Genomic DNA, 15,557 nt, shown 5'->3' with positions numbered 1-15,557 from the left:
GCTGCGGTGGCATGGCGTGACGGGTCAGACCGGGGCGGACCGGACCGCCTCACCGGAGTCGGAGCCGGAGTCGGTCTGCGGCGGATCCACGTGGGACTGACCAGTGGGATCCACCCGCCGCAGGGTGGCGACCGCCAGGATGGCCAGGGCGAGGAAGAGGAGCGCGCCGACCCCGCCCACGACGTTGAGCCCGCTCGTGAAGGCTCCCCGGGCACTGTCGACGAGCGCGGCGGCCGAGCCGGTGGACAGTTGACCACTGGCGGCGATCGCTCCCGCCAGGCTCTCCCGGGCGGTCTCGGCGAGCCGACCCGGCACCCCATCCGGAAGAACCAGTTGATCACGATAGGCGGCCGCACCGAGGCTGCCCAGGGTGGCCAGGCCGAGCGCCACCCCGAGTTCCCCGCTGGTCTCCGACACGGATGCTGTCGCCCCGGCCTTACCCGGCGGGGCGGAGCCGACGACCAGGCCGGTGGCCAGTGCGGAGGGCGGGGCGACACCGACACAGGCCAGCAGGAAACCGACCACCAGCAGCGTCCGACCACCGACCGGTCCGACCTGGCTGAGCAGTAGGCCACCGACGGCGGCGACCACCAGCGCACCCGCCATCACGTACGCCGGACGGAACCGCCCCGCGAGGTACGGGGTCAGCTGGGTGCTGGCGATCATCGCCAGTGACTGCGGCACCAGCCAGAGCCCGGCCTGCAACGGGGACAGCCCCTCCACCAACCGCAGGTAGAGCGGGATGAACAGGAAGGTCCCCGACATCAGCACCGCGCCGAGGAAGTTGATGCCCAGCGCGGCGCGGAACGTCCGATCGGCAAAGAGCCGCAGGTCCAGCAGCGGGTGGGGCAACCGGTGCTGGCGGCGTACGAACAGCCAGCCCAGTGCCACGCCGAGCACGACGGCCGCCGCCGGGCCGGGGCGCCAGCCCTCCGTGGCCAGCTCCTTCAGGCCGTAGACCACCGGCAGGATCGCGCCCAACGACAGCGCCACACTGATCAGGTCCAGCCGGCCGGGATCGGGGTCACGGTGTTCGGGCAGCAGCGCGGGCGCGGTCAGCACCAGCAACACCATCACCGGTACGCCGAGCAGGAAGACCGAGCCCCACCAGAACCACTCCAGTAGTACGCCACCGATCAGTGGCCCGATCGTGTTGCCGGCCATGAAGCAGCTCATCCAGACCGCGATGGCCACCCCGCGTTGCCGGTCGTCGTGGAACATGTTCCTGATCAGGGCCAGTGTCGATGGCATCAACGTCGCCCCGGCGATGCCCAGCAGGGCCCGCGCCGCGATCAGCAGCTCGGTGCTGGGGGCGTACGCGGCCAGCACCGAGGCGGCGGCAAAGGCGCTCGCCCCGATCAGCAGCAGCCGGCGTCGGCCGATCCGGTCACCGAGCGTGCCCATGGTGACCAGGAACCCGGCGACCAGGAAGCCGTAGCTGTCCAGGATCCACAGCTGCTCGTTGCCGCCGGCCCCCAACTCCTCGCTCAGTTGCGGTAGCGCCAGGAACAGCACGCTCATGTCAAGGGACACCAGCAGGGTGGGCAGGGCCAGTACGGCCAGCCCGATCCACTCCCGGCGCCCGGCGCGGGGGCCGGGTTCCGGCCCGGTCGGGTCGTACATTGGGTTCCTTCCGATGATCCGTTTGCGCGGTGCCTGGTCCGGCACCGCATGGACAGGTCGGAGCGGACCGGGTCGCCTCGACAGGGGCCGCCAACTTTTTCTGGTCGGATGTCGAGAAGCCGGTCCCCGGCTCCGACCTGACTGTGGAAGGCGCCCATCCCGGGCGTTGTCGTCACGAGGAGTAACGAGTGAAGTACCTGCTGCTGATCTATCAGAACCGGGATTCCTGGAACGCCCTGCCCGAGGCGGAGCGTCTCGGGGCGATTGCCGAGGCCGAGGCGATCATGAAGGAACTCACCGAGTCCGGCGAGTGGATCAGCGGGGATGGGCTGGCCGACCCGTCCCAGGCCCGGACCTTCCGGTCCCGCGACGGCGTACCGGTGCTGACCGACGGACCGTTCGTCGAGGCCAAGGAGCAGTTGGCCGGCTTCTGCCTGCTGGAGTTCGAGAGCCCGCAGCGGGCGGCTGAGATCGCTTCGCGCTGGCCGGACGCGCGCTACGCCGGGGTGGAGCTGCGGCCGTTGATGGGGCACTCCGGGGCGGAGATGTGAGAACGGACGGTCACGTCGAGGGCCTGCTACGCGAACTCGCACCCCAGGTCCTCGGCGTGCTCGTCCGGCGGCACGGACAGTTCGAGGAGTGCGAGGACGCCGTCCAGGAGGCCCTGCTCGCCGCCGCTCTCGGTTGGCCGACCGAGGGGGTGCCGGACAATCCCCGGGGCTGGCTGATCACGGTCGCGAGCCGCCGCTTGACCGACCAGTGGCGGGCAGTGGCGGCCCGGCGCCGTCGGGAGGAGAGCGCCGCCGTACGGATGCCGGCCGACGAACTCGTTACCGCGGGTCCTGACGTCGGCCATCCGGCGGACCGGGACGATTCGCTGATCCTGCTCTTCCTGTGTTGCCATCCGGCGCTCTCCCCGGCCTCGCAGGTCGCGTTGACGCTACGGGCGGTGGGCGGGCTGACCACGGCGCAGATCGCCGCCGCGTTTCTCGTGCCGGAGGCCACCATGGCCCAGCGGATCAGCCGGGCCAAGCAGCGCATCCGGATGTCCGATCTGCCGCTGAGGATGCCTGAGCCGGCCGAGTGGGACGACCGGCTGCGCGTGGTGCTGCACGTGCTCTATCTGATCTTCAACGAGGGATACACCGCCACGTCCGGGCCGCAGTTGGAACGGGTCGAGCTGTCCGCCGAGGCGATCCGGCTGACCCGGGCGGTGCACCGGTTGCTGCCCGACGACGGTGAGGTGGCCGGGCTGCTGGCCCTGATGCTCTTCACCCAGGCGCGTAGCCCGGCCCGGACCCGACCGGATGGCAGCCTGGTGCCACTCGCGGAGCAGGACCGGAGCCGGTGGAACACCGCGTCCATCGACGAGGCCCGTGCCCTCATCGCCGGGACGCTGGCCCGGTCGCCGGTCGGGCCGTACCAGTTGCAGGCGGCGATCGCGGCGGTGCACGCGGACGCGCGGCACCCGGAGGAGACCGACTGGCCGCAGATTCTGGCGTTGTACCGGCTGCTGGAGGCGATCTCGCCCAGCCCCACGGTGCGGCTCAACCGTGCGGTGGCGGTGGCCATGGTGCATGGCCCTCGGGCCGGGCTCGACCTGTTGGTGATGCTGGATGCCGACGGTGGGTTGGCGGGGCAGCACCGGCTCGACGCGGTCCGAGCCCATCTGCTGGAGATGGTGGGGGAGGTGGCGGCGGCCGGGGACGCCTACCGGCGGGCGGCCCGGCGTACGACCAGCCTCCCCGAGCAGCGCTACCTCGACGATCGGGCCGCCCGACTGGTGGCCGGGTCAGGGACGGGCGTAGCGCAGTAGCAGGGTGCCGTCCGGAGTGGCCAGGGCGTGCCGGAGGGACAGACCGCGCGGTGGGCCGGCTGGTCCGGCGGTGATCCGACCGGCCCCCGGGCCGGCCAGGATCGGGGCCACGGTCAGGCAGACCTCGTCGACCAGGTCGGCGGCGGTGAGCGTGCCGAAGAGCAGCGGTCCGCCCTCACAGAGCACCTGTCGCAGTCCGCGTCGGTGCAACTCGGCCAGCCCGGTGGTGAGGTCGACCCGGTCCGTACCGCAGCGGACCAGGTCGGCGACGTCGGAGAGGCCGGGCGGTGCGGTGGCGGATGCGGAGGTGAGCACCAGCGGCCGGACCGGGGCGTCGGCGAAGGCGGCGAGGGTGGGGGTGAGGTCCAGGGAACCGGAGACCACCACCAGCGTGGGATATTCGGGCAGCCCGTGTGCCTGGCGCCAGGCTCGACGGCGTGGATCGAGGCGCAATGCCCGATAGCCCTCGATCCGTAACGTGCCGGCACCAACCAGCAGGGCGTCGCAGACCATCCGCAGGATCCCGAAGACCCGCTTGTCCGGCTCGCTGGAGAGCCCGGCGGAGTAGCCGTCGATGGTCACCGCGCCGTCGAGGCTCGACACGAAGTTGATCCGCAGGTGGGGATGTGTGGTGCGGCCGTACCGGTTGATCAGGTCGGCCTCGTCGAGCGGACCCGCTGGATCGGGCATAAGTTGGCCGATCGGGATATTTCCGGTCATTCGCTGGCCGGACCAGTGACCGGAGGCGTCGGTACGGGGGTACGGTGCTGGCAGTCGCACCAGTTGTGGCCCCGGCAGTCGTCGTGCCGCCTGTCTTGGCACGCGCGGCAGATCATGCGGGAAGCTTAGCCCGAAGGATGGGAGACCATGCCGCGTCAGATCTTCCAACTGAAGGTGTCCCTGACCGATGTCACGCCAGCCGTGTGGCGGCGGGTGCTGGTGCCCGGCGGTTACACCCTGGACCGAGTGCACCGGGTGATCCAGCACGTGATGGGGTGGCGGGACTGCCACCTGCACTGCTTCGACATCGACGGATCGCAGTACGGCGAGCCGGATCCGGACGGTGAGTCGGCCCTGCTCGACGAGTTGGACGCCCGGTTGGACGCGGTGGTGGGCAAGGGCGGCCGGTTTCGCTACACCTACGACTTCGGTGACTGGTGGGAGCACGGGGTCGTCGTCGAGGACGTCTTCGGTGCCGATCCCGACGAGCGTTACCCGGTCTGCGTCGACGGGGCCCAGGCCTGTCCGCCGGAGGACGTCGGCGGTCCCTTTGGTTACCGGGTCTTCCTGGCCGCGATCGCTGATCCGACCCACCCCGATCACGAACTGATGCGAGGCTGGATCGACGGCCGGGAGTTCGACCGGGCCGCTTTCGACGTCGGTCGCGCGACGACGCTGGCCCGTCGGTTGGCCTGACCGGTTCCCCGCTCGCGTGACGATGTTGGCCCGCCTGACCGGTTCCCCGGCTGGCTGCCGTGAGCCTGCTGATCATGAAGTTGTAGCTGAACAATCGCCGCCCAAATCCGAGCTGCAACTTCATGATCAACGGGGCAGTGGCGGGCGTCTGTCGTCGCCCGAGTAGCCCTGCCACCTGAAAGTGATCCTGCCGGTTGCCGGCCGGTAACGAAATGGGAACGCTCCCAGCGGCTCATTGACACCCCTGCGACCTCCCGGGCACCCTTCATGGGAGCGCTCCCGGCTGGTCTGTGGTGTGAGTCATGGATGCCCAGCGAAGCGGTGTGGCGCCTATGGGTTGCACCACCACACACCATCTAAAACGACACCTGAGAGGGGTCAGGATGAGCGTTACCAGGCGCGGCGTGCGCGGTATCGCCGTGGTCGCTCTTGCCACGAGCATGGCTCTCGGCACCGCGGCGTGCAGCAAGGACAGCGGGGGCGGTGACAGCGCGGACGGCAAGGTGACGGTGGTCCTGCAGTACTTCGGCTCGCCCGGCTTCGACCAGGCGGTCGCCGACTTCCAGGCCAAGAACCCCGGCATCAAGGTCGACGCCCAGAACATGGGCCAGCTCAAGGACTTCCAGCCCAAGCTCGTCCAGTGGCTGGCCACCGGCAAGGGCGCGGGCGACGTGGTGATGCTGGAGGAGGGGCCGCTGCAGGGCTACCTCCAGGACCACAAGAACTTCGCCAACCTGCTCGACCTCGGTGCCGCCGAGCTGGAGAGCAGCTTCCTGCCGTACAAGTGGGCCAACGGGTTCACCGCCGACAAGAAGAAGCTCGTCGGGCTGGGCACCGACATCGGGGGACTGGCCATGTGCTACCGCTCCGACCTGTTCGCCAAGGCCGGGCTCCCCACCAACCGGGACGAGGTCAGCAAGCTCTGGCCGACCTGGGAGGCGTACGCGGCCAAGGGCGCGGAGTTCAAGGCCAAGAACACCGGCGCGGCCTGGATCGACAGCGCGACCAGCATCATGCAGCCGTACATCATGCAGAACTCCGACACCTGGTTCTACGACACCAGCAACAAGTTCATCGGTGACACCAACCCGGTGGTCCGGAAGGCCTGGGAGTACGGACTCAAGCTCGGCACCGACGGCCTGACCAGCAAGCTCACCCGCTGGCAGCCGGACTGGGACGCGTCGTTCAAGAAGAGCGCCTTCGCCACCCTGCCCTGCCCGGCCTGGATGACCGGCGTCATCGCCGAGCGGGCCGGTGACGAGGCCAAGGGCAAGTGGGACGTGGCCGCCATCCCCGGCGGCAGCGGCAACTGGGGTGGTTCCTACCTGGCCATTCCGGAGCAGAGCACGAAGAAGAAGCAGGCCTTCGAGCTGCTGAAGTACCTCACCGGTAAGGAGGGCAGCCTGGCGAACTTCAAGGAGAAGGGCAACATGCCCTCCAACGTTCCGGCGCTGGACGACCCGCAGTTCAAGGACTCGACCAACGTGTACTTCAGCAACGCGCCGACCGGGACGATCTTCGGCACCAGCGTGAAGCAGCTCAAGCCGATCTACCTCGGCCCGAAGCACCAGCAACTGTGGGAGAACATCTTCGAGCCGCAGATGCAGGCCGCCGAGCAGGGCCGGTCGCCGGCTGACGCCGCCTGGCAGAAGGCGGTCGAGGAGGGCCGGAAGTTGGCCGAGGGCTAGGCCGTCGTCCGGTGGCGTCCGTACCCGTGCCGGTACGGGCGCCACCGGCCGTCCGCCCGCCCGCCCGTTGAGGGTGGCCGTCGCCGGTTAGGCCGGCTCGTCGCCATCCCGGCCAGACGTTGCTGCCGCCCCGAGAGCGTTCACGGAAGGAACGTTCCCATGCCCGACCCCGTCCGTACCGCGGAGTCTCCACCCCGCGCCACCGCGCCGCCGGCGCAACCGAAACGTTCCCGACGTACCGCCCGCCGGGCCGGTCGCTTCGGCCAGTTCGACACCAAGGCGTCGCCCTACCTCTACATCGCGCCGTTCTTCGTCCTGTTCGGCCTCTTCGGTCTCTTCCCCCTGATCTACACGGCGTACGTGTCGTTCCGGGACTGGACGCTGACCGGTGGGGACAACGGCTTCGTCGGGTTGGCCAACTACTCGGAGATGCTCTCCGACGACCGGTTCTGGAACGCCCTGTTCAACACCTTCGGCATCTTCATCGTGGCGACCGTGCCGCAGTTGCTGCTCGCCCTGCTGCTGGCCAACTGGTTGAACAAGAAGCTGCGTTTCCGTACGGCGTTCCGGATGGGCATCCTGCTTCCCAACATCACCTCGGTGGCGGCCGTCGGCATCGTCTTCGGCTTCATCTTCGCCGACCGGTTCGGCCTGCTCACCTGGCTGTTGGACGTCGTCGGGCTGGACCCGATCGAGTGGCGTAACAGCCGTCCGGCGGCCTGGACCGCCATCTCGATCATGGTGGACTGGCGGTGGATCGGCTACAACTCGCTGATCTACCTCGGGGCGATGCAGGCGATCCCCAAGGACATCTACGAGTCCGCGTCGCTGGACGGGGCCTCACCCAGCCGCCAGTTCTGGCGGCTGACCGTACCGCTGATCCAGCCGACGATCGTCTTCACCGCCATCATCTCCACCATCGGCGGCATGCAGCTCTTCACCGAGCCACTGCTGTTCGGCTACGGCCGCATCCAGGGCGGGGCGTTGAACGAGTTCCAGACCATCGCCATGTACATCTACGAGCGCACCTTCGACAGCAACTACGACTACGGCTACGGCTCGGCGATGTCGTGGACGCTGTTCCTAGTGATCATCCTCTTCGCGCTCGGCAACTTCCTGGCGGTACGCCGCTCGCTGAGGGGGTCGACGAAGTGACCACAGTGACCGCCAAGCCAACTCCGGCCCCGCCGCCACCCTCGTCCCGGGACGGCGGGCACCCGGGCGGACGCGCCGGCTGGTTCCGTCGCGGTGCCGATCGGTTCCGTCGGGGCTCGGGCCGGCTGTGGGAGGCGAGCCCGCTGACCTACCTGGCGCTGGTCGTCGCCTGCCTGCTGTCGATCTTCCCGATCATCTGGTCGTTCATCGTCGCCTCCCGCGACAACAGCGCGATCTACGACATCCCGCCGCCACTCGTCCCGGGCGGCAACTTCCTGGACAACACGTCCCGGCTGCTCGCCAACGAGCAGGCGTCGTTCCTCATCGGGCTGGTCAACTCGCTGTTCGTCTCCACCGTCGTGACCATCTCGGTGGTGTTCTTCTCCACCCTGGCCGGGTTCGCCTTCGCCAAGCTGCGGTTCCGGGGGGCCAACGCGCTGCTGTTGGTCATCGTCCTGACGATGATGGTGCCCACCCAGCTCGGTCTGATCCCGCTCTACATGGTCATGATCGAACTGGGCTGGATCGGCACGCTCCAGGCGGTGATCGTCCCGTTCCTGGTCAAGGGGTTCGGGGTCTTCCTGATCCGGCAGTACGCCCAGTCGGCGATCAGCGACGAGCTGATCGAGGCGGCCCGGGTGGACGGCTGCTCCACCTGGCGGATCTACTGGAACATCGTGTTGCCGGTGCTGCGTCCCGCCGCTGGCGTGCTGGGTCTGCTGACCTTCATGGAGACCTGGAACGAGTTCCTGTGGCCGTACATCGTGTTGGACAGCAACACCCCGACCGTGCAGGTGTCGCTCAAGATCCTGTCCACCGGTAACTACACCACCGACTACGCCCAGGTCTTCACCGGTACGGCGCTGGCGATCGTGCCGCTGCTGCTCGTGTTCATCGTCTTCGGCCGTCAGATCATCGGCGGCATCATGGAAGGTTCCGTCAAATCGTGACCGAGCTAGTACGCCCGCAGCCAGTTCCGCCCACCGGGCTGGCCGGCTCCGCCCCCGCCGACCACCTCGTCTTCCCGAACGGCTTCCTCTTCGGGGCGGCCACGGCGGCCTACCAGATCGAGGGGGCGGCCGGTGCGGACGGTCGGCTCCCGTCGATCTGGGACACCTTCAGCCACACCCCGGGCCGGGTGAAGGAAGGCCACACCGGGGACGTGGCCTGCGACCACTACCACCGGTACCGCGACGACGTGAAACTGATGGCCGACCTGGGTCTGAAGTCGTACCGGTTCTCGGTGGCCTGGCCCCGGGTGCAGCCCGGCGGCACCGGCCCGGCCAACCAGGCCGGACTCGACTTCTACCGCCGGCTGGTCGACGAACTGCTCGACCACGGCATCGAGCCGTGGGTGACCCTCTACCACTGGGACCTGCCCCAGGCCCTGGAGGACGCCGGCGGCTGGGTGGTCCGGGACACCGCCGCCCGGTTCGCCGAGTACGCCGAGCTGACCCATGCCGCGCTCGGCGACCGGGTGCGCTACTGGACCACGCTCAACGAGCCCTGGTGCTCGGCCTTCCTCGGCTACGGTTCCGGGGGGCACGCCCCGGGTCGGGAGGACGGCGGGAACGCCATCCGAGCCGCCCACCACCTGATGCTCGGCCACGGGTTGGCCGTACGGGCGATGCGGGCGACCCACCCCGAACACGACCTCGGGGTGACGCTCAACCTCTACCCGGTGTCGCCGCAGCGGGGCGCGACCACCGAGGCCGACCTCGACGCCGTACGCCGGATCGACGGCCTCGCCAACCGGATCTTCCTGGACCCGATCCTGCGTGGCGAGTATCCGGCCGACGTGCTGGACGACCTGCGCGGGGTCACCGACTTCGGGCACGTGGCCGACGGCGACATGGAGATCATTTCCACCCCGCTGTCCCTGCTCGGCGTCAACTACTACAACCGGTACGTGGTGGCCGGGGCGGACCCCGCCGACGGTGCGCCGGCCGAGGCGTACCGCAAGCCGTCCTGCTGGCCGGGGAGCGAGTGGGTGCGATTCGGCGCCGCCGGGCGGCCGGTGACCGACATGGGCTGGGAGATCGACGCGTCGGGACTGCTGGAGATCCTGCAGCGGATGCGCCGGGAGTACACCGACCTGCCGATCTACGTCACCGAGAACGGTTCCGCCTTCGTCGACGAGCGCTCGCCCGACGGCGGATACGACGACCTCGACCGGCTGGCCTACTTCGACGCCCACCTGCGCGCCTGCCATCAGGCGATCGCCAGCGGGGTGCCGCTGCGCGGCTACTTCGCCTGGTCCCTGCTGGACAACTTCGAATGGGCCTGGGGCTACACGAAGCGGTTCGGCATGGTGCACGTCGACTACGACACCCAGCTGCGTACCCCGAAATCGAGCGCCAAATGGTACGCCGACGTGATCCGGCGTAACGGTCTGGCCGCACAATAGGGCGAAGCCGGTCAGCAAGCAGGGCAGCCGGTGCCGGTCCGAGACTCGGGTCGGTGCCGGCTGCCGGACGTCGGAGGAGCAACCGATGACAACCCAGCGCACCCGCTCGCTCGGGCGTCCCACCCTCGATGCGGTCGCCGCCCGCGCCGGGGTCGGCCGGGGCACCGTGTCCCGAGTCGTCAACGGATCGCCGCAGGTGAGCCCGGAGGCCCGGGCGGCCGTGCAGCAGGCCATCGAGGAGTTGGGCTATGTGCCGAACCGTGCGGCCCGAGCGCTGGTGACCCAGCGTACGGACTCGGTGGCCCTGGTGGTCTCCGAGTCGGGGGACCGCGTCTTCACCGAGCCGTTCTTCGCCGGCATCGTGCGCGGCATCAGCTCCGGGCTGCTGGAGACGCCGATGCAGCTGTGGCTGGCCATGGCCCAGTCGCCGGCCGAACGGGAACGCGTCGAGCACCACCTGACCAGCCAGCACATCGACGGGGTGCTGCTGCTGTCACTGCACGACGCCGATCCGCTGCCGACCCTGCTCGCCGAACGCGGCCTGCCCACCGTGCTGGGCGGACGGCCGGCCCGGATGCTGCGGCCGGGTGCCCAGCCGGTGCACTTCGTCGACGTGGACAACACCGGGGGTGCCCGGCAGGCGGTGGAATACCTCTTCGCGCGGGGGCGGACCCGGGTGGCCACCATCGCCGGGCCGCAGGACATGGGGGCCGGGCTGGCCCGACTGACCGGTTACCAGGAGGCGGTGACGGTCAGCGGCCGTACGGTCACCGACGAGTTGATCGCATTCGGCGACTTCAGTGAGGGCAGCGGTACGGCGGCGATGCGGGACCTGCTGACCCGCTGCCCGGACCTCGACGCGGTCTTCGCCGCCAGTGACCTGATGGCCTTTGGCGCGCTGCGGGCACTACGGGAGGCGGGGCGACGGGTGCCGGACGACGTGGCCGTTGTCGGCTTCGACGATGCCCCGATCGCCCGGCAGGCCGAGCCGCCGCTGACCACCGTCTTCCAACCGGTGGAGGAGATGGGCCGGCAGATGGCGCGGCTGTTGGTGGCCCGGATCCGGGGCGAGGAGGAGCAACCGCCCTACGTGCTGCTCGACACCCACCTCGTCCCCCGCGAGTCCGCCTGACCCGCCCCGCTGGTCCCACCCTGCTTGTCCCGCCCTGCTGGTCCCGCCCCGCTGGTCCCCTGCTTGTCCCGCCCGCCCCACCGTTCTCCACCCGCCCCACCTCACAAGACCCACCCGCTGTCGCGGCATGAGTGGCTGTTCCACGTGGAATAGCCACTCGTCGCGTAGTGGCGCCCAAGGGGGAGGTGTGCCACAGCGTCAGGGCTGAGTTTTTGCGGTGGGGACATGCTGCGGCAACAGGGACGAAATGGTCAACGGGCAGCCTTGTTCCCAGGCTCACCGGCGTACCGCGCCGGTCCGTCGACCGGAGGGGCAGACATGTTGCTGAGGGTACGGGTGACGATGCCGGACCGCCCGGGCTCGCTCGGCCAGGTGGCCCGGACACTGGGGGTCGCCGGAGCGGACATCGTCCAGGTGGTGGTGTTGGAACGACTGGGCGGCCGGGCGGTCGACGACTTCACCGTGGTGTGGCCCGGCATGGCCCGGATGGAGCGTCTGCTCGCCGGGCTCGCGGCCATCCCCGGCGTACGGGTCGACGGCGTGTGGCGGGCGATCGGGGCCCCGTCCAGCGGCGGCCAGGACGCGGAACTGCTCGCCCAGGTGGCGGGTAACGCGAACGAGGGACTGGCGACCCTGGTGGACGCCGTACCCGGGTTGTTGGCGGCCGACTGGGCGGCGGCGGTGGTGGTCCCGACGGACTGGGCGGCCCGCAGCGGGTCCGCCGGCGGCGAGGGACCGACCGTGGTGTACGCGAGTTGGCAGATGCCGGTCCCCCCGCACCTGCCGGAGGTGACCCCGCTGCGGCCCCGGCCGCTGGACGGCCCGGCCGGCACCCACTATGCCGCCGCGCCGTTCGGCCGGGCCGGGATGGTGCTGCTGGTGGCCCGGGTCGACCGCCCGGAGTTGCCGGCGGCGGCCTTCCACCTGACCGAGGTCGACCGGGTGGCGCAGCTGGTCCGAGCCGCCGCGGTGATCCTCGGTGATCGGCTCGACCTGGTCAGTGCGACGCCCGAGGCGGCGGCGACGGCGCTCTCCGCCAGGTTCGACCCCGACTCGTGGAAGGAGCCGTCGTGACGCTGTGGCGGATCAGGGCGACCGTGGACGACCGCCCCGGATACCTGTCTGTGCTCACCGCCAGCCTCGCCCTGCGCGGGGTGAACATCCTGACCGTGCAGGTGCACACCACCGAGAGCGGCGCGGTGGACGACTTCCTGGTCGACGCGCCGGACACGCTGACCGAGCGGGACCTGATGGCGGCGGTCGAACGCGGTCGCGGCCGGGACTGCTGGGTGGCCCGCAGCGAGGCCCGGGGGCTCGTCGACCAGCCGACCCGGGTGTTGGGCCTGGCCAACCGGCTGGTCCGGGACCCGGACATCCTGGGGGAACTACTGCGTAGCCTGCTGGCGGCCCGCGTGGTGACCTGGCGACCGGAGGTAGTCCCGGGCGGCGAGGGCAGCGGCTCCGCTTCGCCCGCCCCCGGGGTCGGGCGGTCCAGCCACGTCGACGGTCAGGCGATGTGGCTGGCCGACCCGGCGGGTGGCTGCTTCGAGGTACGGCGCACCGGGCCGAGCTTCACCCCGGCCGAGTTCGCCCGGGCCCAGGCCCTGGTGGAGTTGGCGGCGACGGTGGTACGCGGTGCCGCCGACCGGGTCACCCTGGTCCTGCCCGACGGGGCGGAGCTGACCGTACGACCGGCAACCGTCGACGACCTGCCGGCCGTACGCGACATGCATGAGCGGTGCTCGCCGGCCAGCCGGTACCGGCGCTATCTCACCGGCGGGGCCCGGCCCACCGACGCGCAACTGCGCCGACTGCTCGAACCAGCGTCCGGGCTGAGCCTGGTCGCCGTGGTGCCCGCGACAGCGGGAGAGTCGGAGCGGGTGGTGGCGCTGGCCAACCTGGTGGCCGAGGGGGCGATGGCGGAGTTGGCGCTGCTGGTGACGGACGCCTGGCAGCGCCGAGGGCTCGGCGGCGCGTTGCTGCGCCGGTTGACCGCGCACGCCGACCGGGCCGGGTACGCCGCGCTCGTGGCGCACACCCAGGCTGACAACGTCGCCATGCTGCGGACGCTGCACCGGCTGGCCGGACCCCGACAGATCGAGCGGGACGGCCCGCTACTCACCATGACCGTCGCGCTGTCCGATGGCGGCGGCATCGTGCCCCGGGACCTGCGCAGCCGTACCCAGGCACCTGCCGCCGTCGAGGCGTAGCGGGCTGGCCTCCGGTGGTCCGGTCCCGGTTCGGGGCCGGACCACCGGTCGGGTCAGTCGCGACTGCCCTGCGACCGCCGGATCACGTTCGCGCTCTCCTCGCCACTGCTGGCCTCGGTCGCCAGATGGATCGTCATGTGAGGGATCATCTGGTCCTTGATCGCCTTGTACAGAGCGTCGATGTAGGCGCGCACATAGACCGCACCGAGTTCGTCGAGGATGCCCGTCGCGATCAGCTGCGAGGTCATCCGGTCGATCCGTCGCCGGGCGATCCGAGTCAGCGGATTCCAGCGAGCCAGTCGTGCCCGCTCCCGCGCTTCCACGTCGGCCAACTGCTCGGCGTACGCCTCAAGCGTCTCGTGATGTGGCGGCAACGCACGTTGGTCCCGGTCCATGGCGTCGATTGTGCTCAATTCCGGGGTTTCGCACCAGTGCCCAGACCTGGCCCCACCGGCCGACCAATCCCAGTGGTCGGCCGGTGGAGCGCGGCAGTCGGAGATCAGGTCGACGGGTAGCTGTTGTAGTCGGGGAAGTTGCCGTAGAGCCGGTCATCGGATCCGCCCACGGTGACCGCCTGGACCAGTAGGTCACCGCCGACGAACGCGCCCTTCCAGGACGCGCCCCGGCCGCCGAACGGCTCCTGGCGGTCGCCCCGGGAGCGGGGCTTGTTGATGCCCACCTTGAACGCCTGAAGGTCGACGGCCAACTTCGCCGCCAACTCCTCGTCGTCACAGGCGAGACTGGCCACCAGTGCGCCGTTGGAGGCGTTCATCGCGGCCAGCAGCTCGTCCTTCGTGTCCACCACCACGATCGTGTCGACCGGGCCGAACGGTTCGGCGTGCATCAGTCGGGACCGGCCGGGCGGGGCCAGCAGCACCGACGGGGCCACGTACGCCGAGGTGTCCTGCCCGTCGAGGAACGGGGCACCGTCGAGCCGGCCCCGGTGTAGTGGGACCGCGCCACCGCGTACCGCCTCCTCGACCTTGCGGCGCAGCTCGTCGGCCTTGGCGGTGCTGATCAGCGGTCCGAAGTCGAGTTCCGGCAGCGGGTCACCGGTGGTCCAGTCGTCGCCGACGGCGAGCGGGTGGCCGAAGCGTACCGAGCGGACCACCGGCAGGTACATGTCGAGGAACTGGTCGACCAGGTCTCGCTGCACCACGAACCTCGGGTACGCGGTGCACCGCTGCTTGCCGTACTCGAAGCCCTTCTTGAGGTGGGCGGCGAGGGAGTCCCACTGGGAAAAGTCCCAGATGCCCCAGGCGTTGAGCCCTTCCTGCTCGATGAAGTGGCGCTTGTCCGAGTCGAGCAGGGCGGCGGCGACCTTGCCGCCGTTGGACCGGCCGCCGACGAACGCGACCGCGCCCACCTCGGGGGCCCGGACCAGCACCTCGGACAGCTCCTCGCCGCCGCCGGAGAGCAGCGTGGCGGGGAGTCCGGCGCGCCGCATCAGCGCGTGCGCCACGGTGAGGCAGACCGCCCCGCCCTGGGACGGCGTCTTGGCGATCACCGCGTTGCCGGCCAGCAGTTGCACCAGCTCGGCGTGGACCAGCACGCTCATCGGGTAGTTCCAGCTGGCGATGTTGCTGACCGGGCCGGGCAGCGGCTCGCGGCCGTCGGCGAGCATCCGGTCGATCTCCCCGACGTACCAGCGCACCCCGTCCAGTGCCCGGTCGACGTCGGCGCAGGCCAGCCGCCACGGCTTGCCGATCTCCCAGACCAGCAGCAGGGCCAGCAGGTCCCGGTGGGCGGCCAGGTCGTCGAGGGCCCCGGTCACCCGGGCCTTCCGCTCGGCCAGCGGGGTGGCCGCCCAGTCGCGGTGCTCGGCGGCGGCGAACCGGACGGCGGCCAGCGCCGAGCCGGCGTCGACTCGGGGCAGGTTGACCAGGATGGTGCCGTCCACCGGGGTACGCACCGGGGCCGGCATGCCGATCGACTGCCAGGCACCCTGCACCAGGTTGCGCAGGGTGGTCGGGTGTGCCGCTCCATCGGCTGGTTCCCGGTCGAATGCTTCGGGTGTCGCGGCGACCGCACGGGCGAGGGTCTCCGGCCAGCTCGTGCCGTCGGCAAGGCGTAATGCCATCGCTGCCTCCTTGGATGTGACCAGTGGAAG

General features: G+C 70.3%; 14 protein-coding genes. 10 read left to right on the top strand and 4 right to left on the bottom strand.

What is annotated here, in order from left to right; all coding sequences use genetic code 11:
• Positions 1–24 precede the first annotated feature (24 nt).
• On the bottom strand, positions 25–1,623 hold the full coding sequence (locus FHR38_RS04660; protein ID WP_184533061.1) for an MFS transporter: 1,599 nt from the start codon (positions 1,621–1,623) through the stop codon (positions 25–27).
• Between the two features lie 188 nt (positions 1,624–1,811).
• On the opposite strand from FHR38_RS04660, the gene FHR38_RS04655 reads away from it, so the two are divergent.
• Together FHR38_RS04655 and FHR38_RS04650 are read left to right on the top strand one after the other, a co-directional pair.
• Positions 1,812–2,174: a YciI family protein gene (locus FHR38_RS04655; protein WP_184533059.1), complete on the top strand. Its 363-nt coding sequence runs from the start codon at positions 1,812–1,814 to the stop codon at positions 2,172–2,174.
• Positions 2,171–3,439 (top strand): RNA polymerase sigma factor, encoded by a 1,269-nt coding sequence (locus FHR38_RS04650; RefSeq protein ID WP_184533057.1) that lies wholly within the window; start codon positions 2,171–2,173, stop codon positions 3,437–3,439. Before FHR38_RS04655 ends, FHR38_RS04650 begins: the two co-directional genes overlap by 4 nt.
• Here FHR38_RS04650 and FHR38_RS04645 read toward each other — a convergent pair.
• Entirely contained in the window at positions 3,416–4,159 is a 744-nt protein-coding gene (locus FHR38_RS04645; RefSeq protein WP_184539230.1) for a pyrimidine reductase family protein, read from the bottom strand. The genes FHR38_RS04650 and FHR38_RS04645 overlap by 24 nt on opposite strands.
• Positions 4,160–4,306: 147 nt before the next feature.
• Between FHR38_RS04645 and FHR38_RS04640 the strand changes: the two genes are divergently transcribed.
• From FHR38_RS04640 to FHR38_RS04605, 8 genes are all read left to right on the top strand, one after another.
• A complete protein-coding gene (locus tag FHR38_RS04640) occupies positions 4,307–4,855 on the top strand; it encodes a plasmid pRiA4b ORF-3 family protein (RefSeq protein ID WP_184533055.1) in 549 nt (182 codons plus the stop codon).
• A gap of 383 nt (positions 4,856–5,238) precedes the next feature.
• Entirely contained in the window at positions 5,239–6,543 is a 1,305-nt protein-coding gene (locus FHR38_RS04635; RefSeq protein WP_184533052.1) for an ABC transporter substrate-binding protein, read from the top strand.
• Positions 6,544–6,702: 159 nt separating this feature from the next.
• Positions 6,703–7,698 carry a carbohydrate ABC transporter permease gene (locus FHR38_RS04630; protein WP_184533050.1) on the top strand — a complete coding sequence of 332 codons (996 nt, stop codon included), beginning with the start codon at positions 6,703–6,705 and terminating at the stop codon, positions 7,696–7,698.
• 125 nt (positions 7,699–7,823) lie between these two features.
• Entirely contained in the window at positions 7,824–8,648 is an 825-nt protein-coding gene (locus FHR38_RS04625) for a carbohydrate ABC transporter permease (RefSeq protein WP_184539228.1), read from the top strand.
• Between the two features lie 38 nt (positions 8,649–8,686).
• Positions 8,687–10,105, top strand: a complete 1,419-nt coding sequence (locus FHR38_RS04620) for a GH1 family beta-glucosidase (protein ID WP_184539226.1) — start codon at positions 8,687–8,689, stop codon at positions 10,103–10,105.
• 85 nt (positions 10,106–10,190) lie between these two features.
• Complete coding sequence (locus tag FHR38_RS04615) at positions 10,191–11,237, top strand: LacI family DNA-binding transcriptional regulator (protein ID WP_184533049.1); 1,047 nt, start codon at positions 10,191–10,193, stop codon at positions 11,235–11,237.
• Positions 11,238–11,555: 318 nt separating this feature from the next.
• Complete coding sequence (locus FHR38_RS04610) at positions 11,556–12,311, top strand: ACT domain-containing protein (protein ID WP_246446304.1); 756 nt, start codon at positions 11,556–11,558, stop codon at positions 12,309–12,311.
• Positions 12,308–13,447 carry a GNAT family N-acetyltransferase gene (locus FHR38_RS04605; RefSeq protein WP_184533047.1) on the top strand — a complete coding sequence of 380 codons (1,140 nt, stop codon included), beginning with the start codon at positions 12,308–12,310 and terminating at the stop codon, positions 13,445–13,447. The genes FHR38_RS04610 and FHR38_RS04605 overlap by 4 nt, the downstream gene beginning before the upstream one ends.
• 53 nt (positions 13,448–13,500) lie before the next feature.
• Here the strand turns inward: FHR38_RS04605 and FHR38_RS04600 are convergent, their stop codons facing one another.
• Positions 13,501–13,842, bottom strand: a complete 342-nt coding sequence (locus FHR38_RS04600) for a hypothetical protein (RefSeq protein ID WP_184533045.1) — start codon at positions 13,840–13,842, stop codon at positions 13,501–13,503.
• Between the two features lie 104 nt (positions 13,843–13,946).
• Positions 13,947–15,527 (bottom strand): aldehyde dehydrogenase family protein, encoded by a 1,581-nt coding sequence (locus FHR38_RS04595; RefSeq protein WP_184533042.1) that lies wholly within the window; start codon positions 15,525–15,527, stop codon positions 13,947–13,949.
• Positions 15,528–15,557: the final 30 nt, after the last annotated feature.

It is taken from the genome of Micromonospora polyrhachis (assembly GCF_014203835.1).
Taxonomy (GTDB): domain Bacteria; phylum Actinomycetota; class Actinomycetes; order Mycobacteriales; family Micromonosporaceae; genus Micromonospora_H; species Micromonospora_H polyrhachis.
Note: the sequence above shows the minus strand (reverse complement) of the source record. Positions and strands in the feature narration are given on the sequence as shown.

What these genes read in the sequence shown, in the direction of transcription:
- FHR38_RS04660 (WP_184533061.1), bottom strand. Translation starts at nt 1,623, where the DNA reads ATGTACGACCCGACCGGGCCGGAACCCGGCCCCCGCGCCGGGCGCCGG.
- FHR38_RS04630 (WP_184533050.1), top strand. Translation starts at nt 6,703, where the DNA reads ATGCCCGACCCCGTCCGTACCGCGGAGTCTCCACCCCGCGCCACCGCG.
- FHR38_RS04645 (WP_184539230.1), bottom strand. Translation starts at nt 4,159, where the DNA reads ATGACCGGAAATATCCCGATCGGCCAACTTATGCCCGATCCAGCGGGT.
- FHR38_RS04595 (WP_184533042.1), bottom strand. Translation starts at nt 15,527, where the DNA reads ATGGCATTACGCCTTGCCGACGGCACGAGCTGGCCGGAGACCCTCGCC.
- FHR38_RS04635 (WP_184533052.1), top strand. Translation starts at nt 5,239, where the DNA reads ATGAGCGTTACCAGGCGCGGCGTGCGCGGTATCGCCGTGGTCGCTCTT.
- FHR38_RS04600 (WP_184533045.1), bottom strand. Translation starts at nt 13,842, where the DNA reads ATGGACCGGGACCAACGTGCGTTGCCGCCACATCACGAGACGCTTGAG.
- FHR38_RS04640 (WP_184533055.1), top strand. Translation starts at nt 4,307, where the DNA reads ATGCCGCGTCAGATCTTCCAACTGAAGGTGTCCCTGACCGATGTCACG.
- FHR38_RS04610 (WP_246446304.1), top strand. Translation starts at nt 11,556, where the DNA reads ATGTTGCTGAGGGTACGGGTGACGATGCCGGACCGCCCGGGCTCGCTC.
- FHR38_RS04615 (WP_184533049.1), top strand. Translation starts at nt 10,191, where the DNA reads ATGACAACCCAGCGCACCCGCTCGCTCGGGCGTCCCACCCTCGATGCG.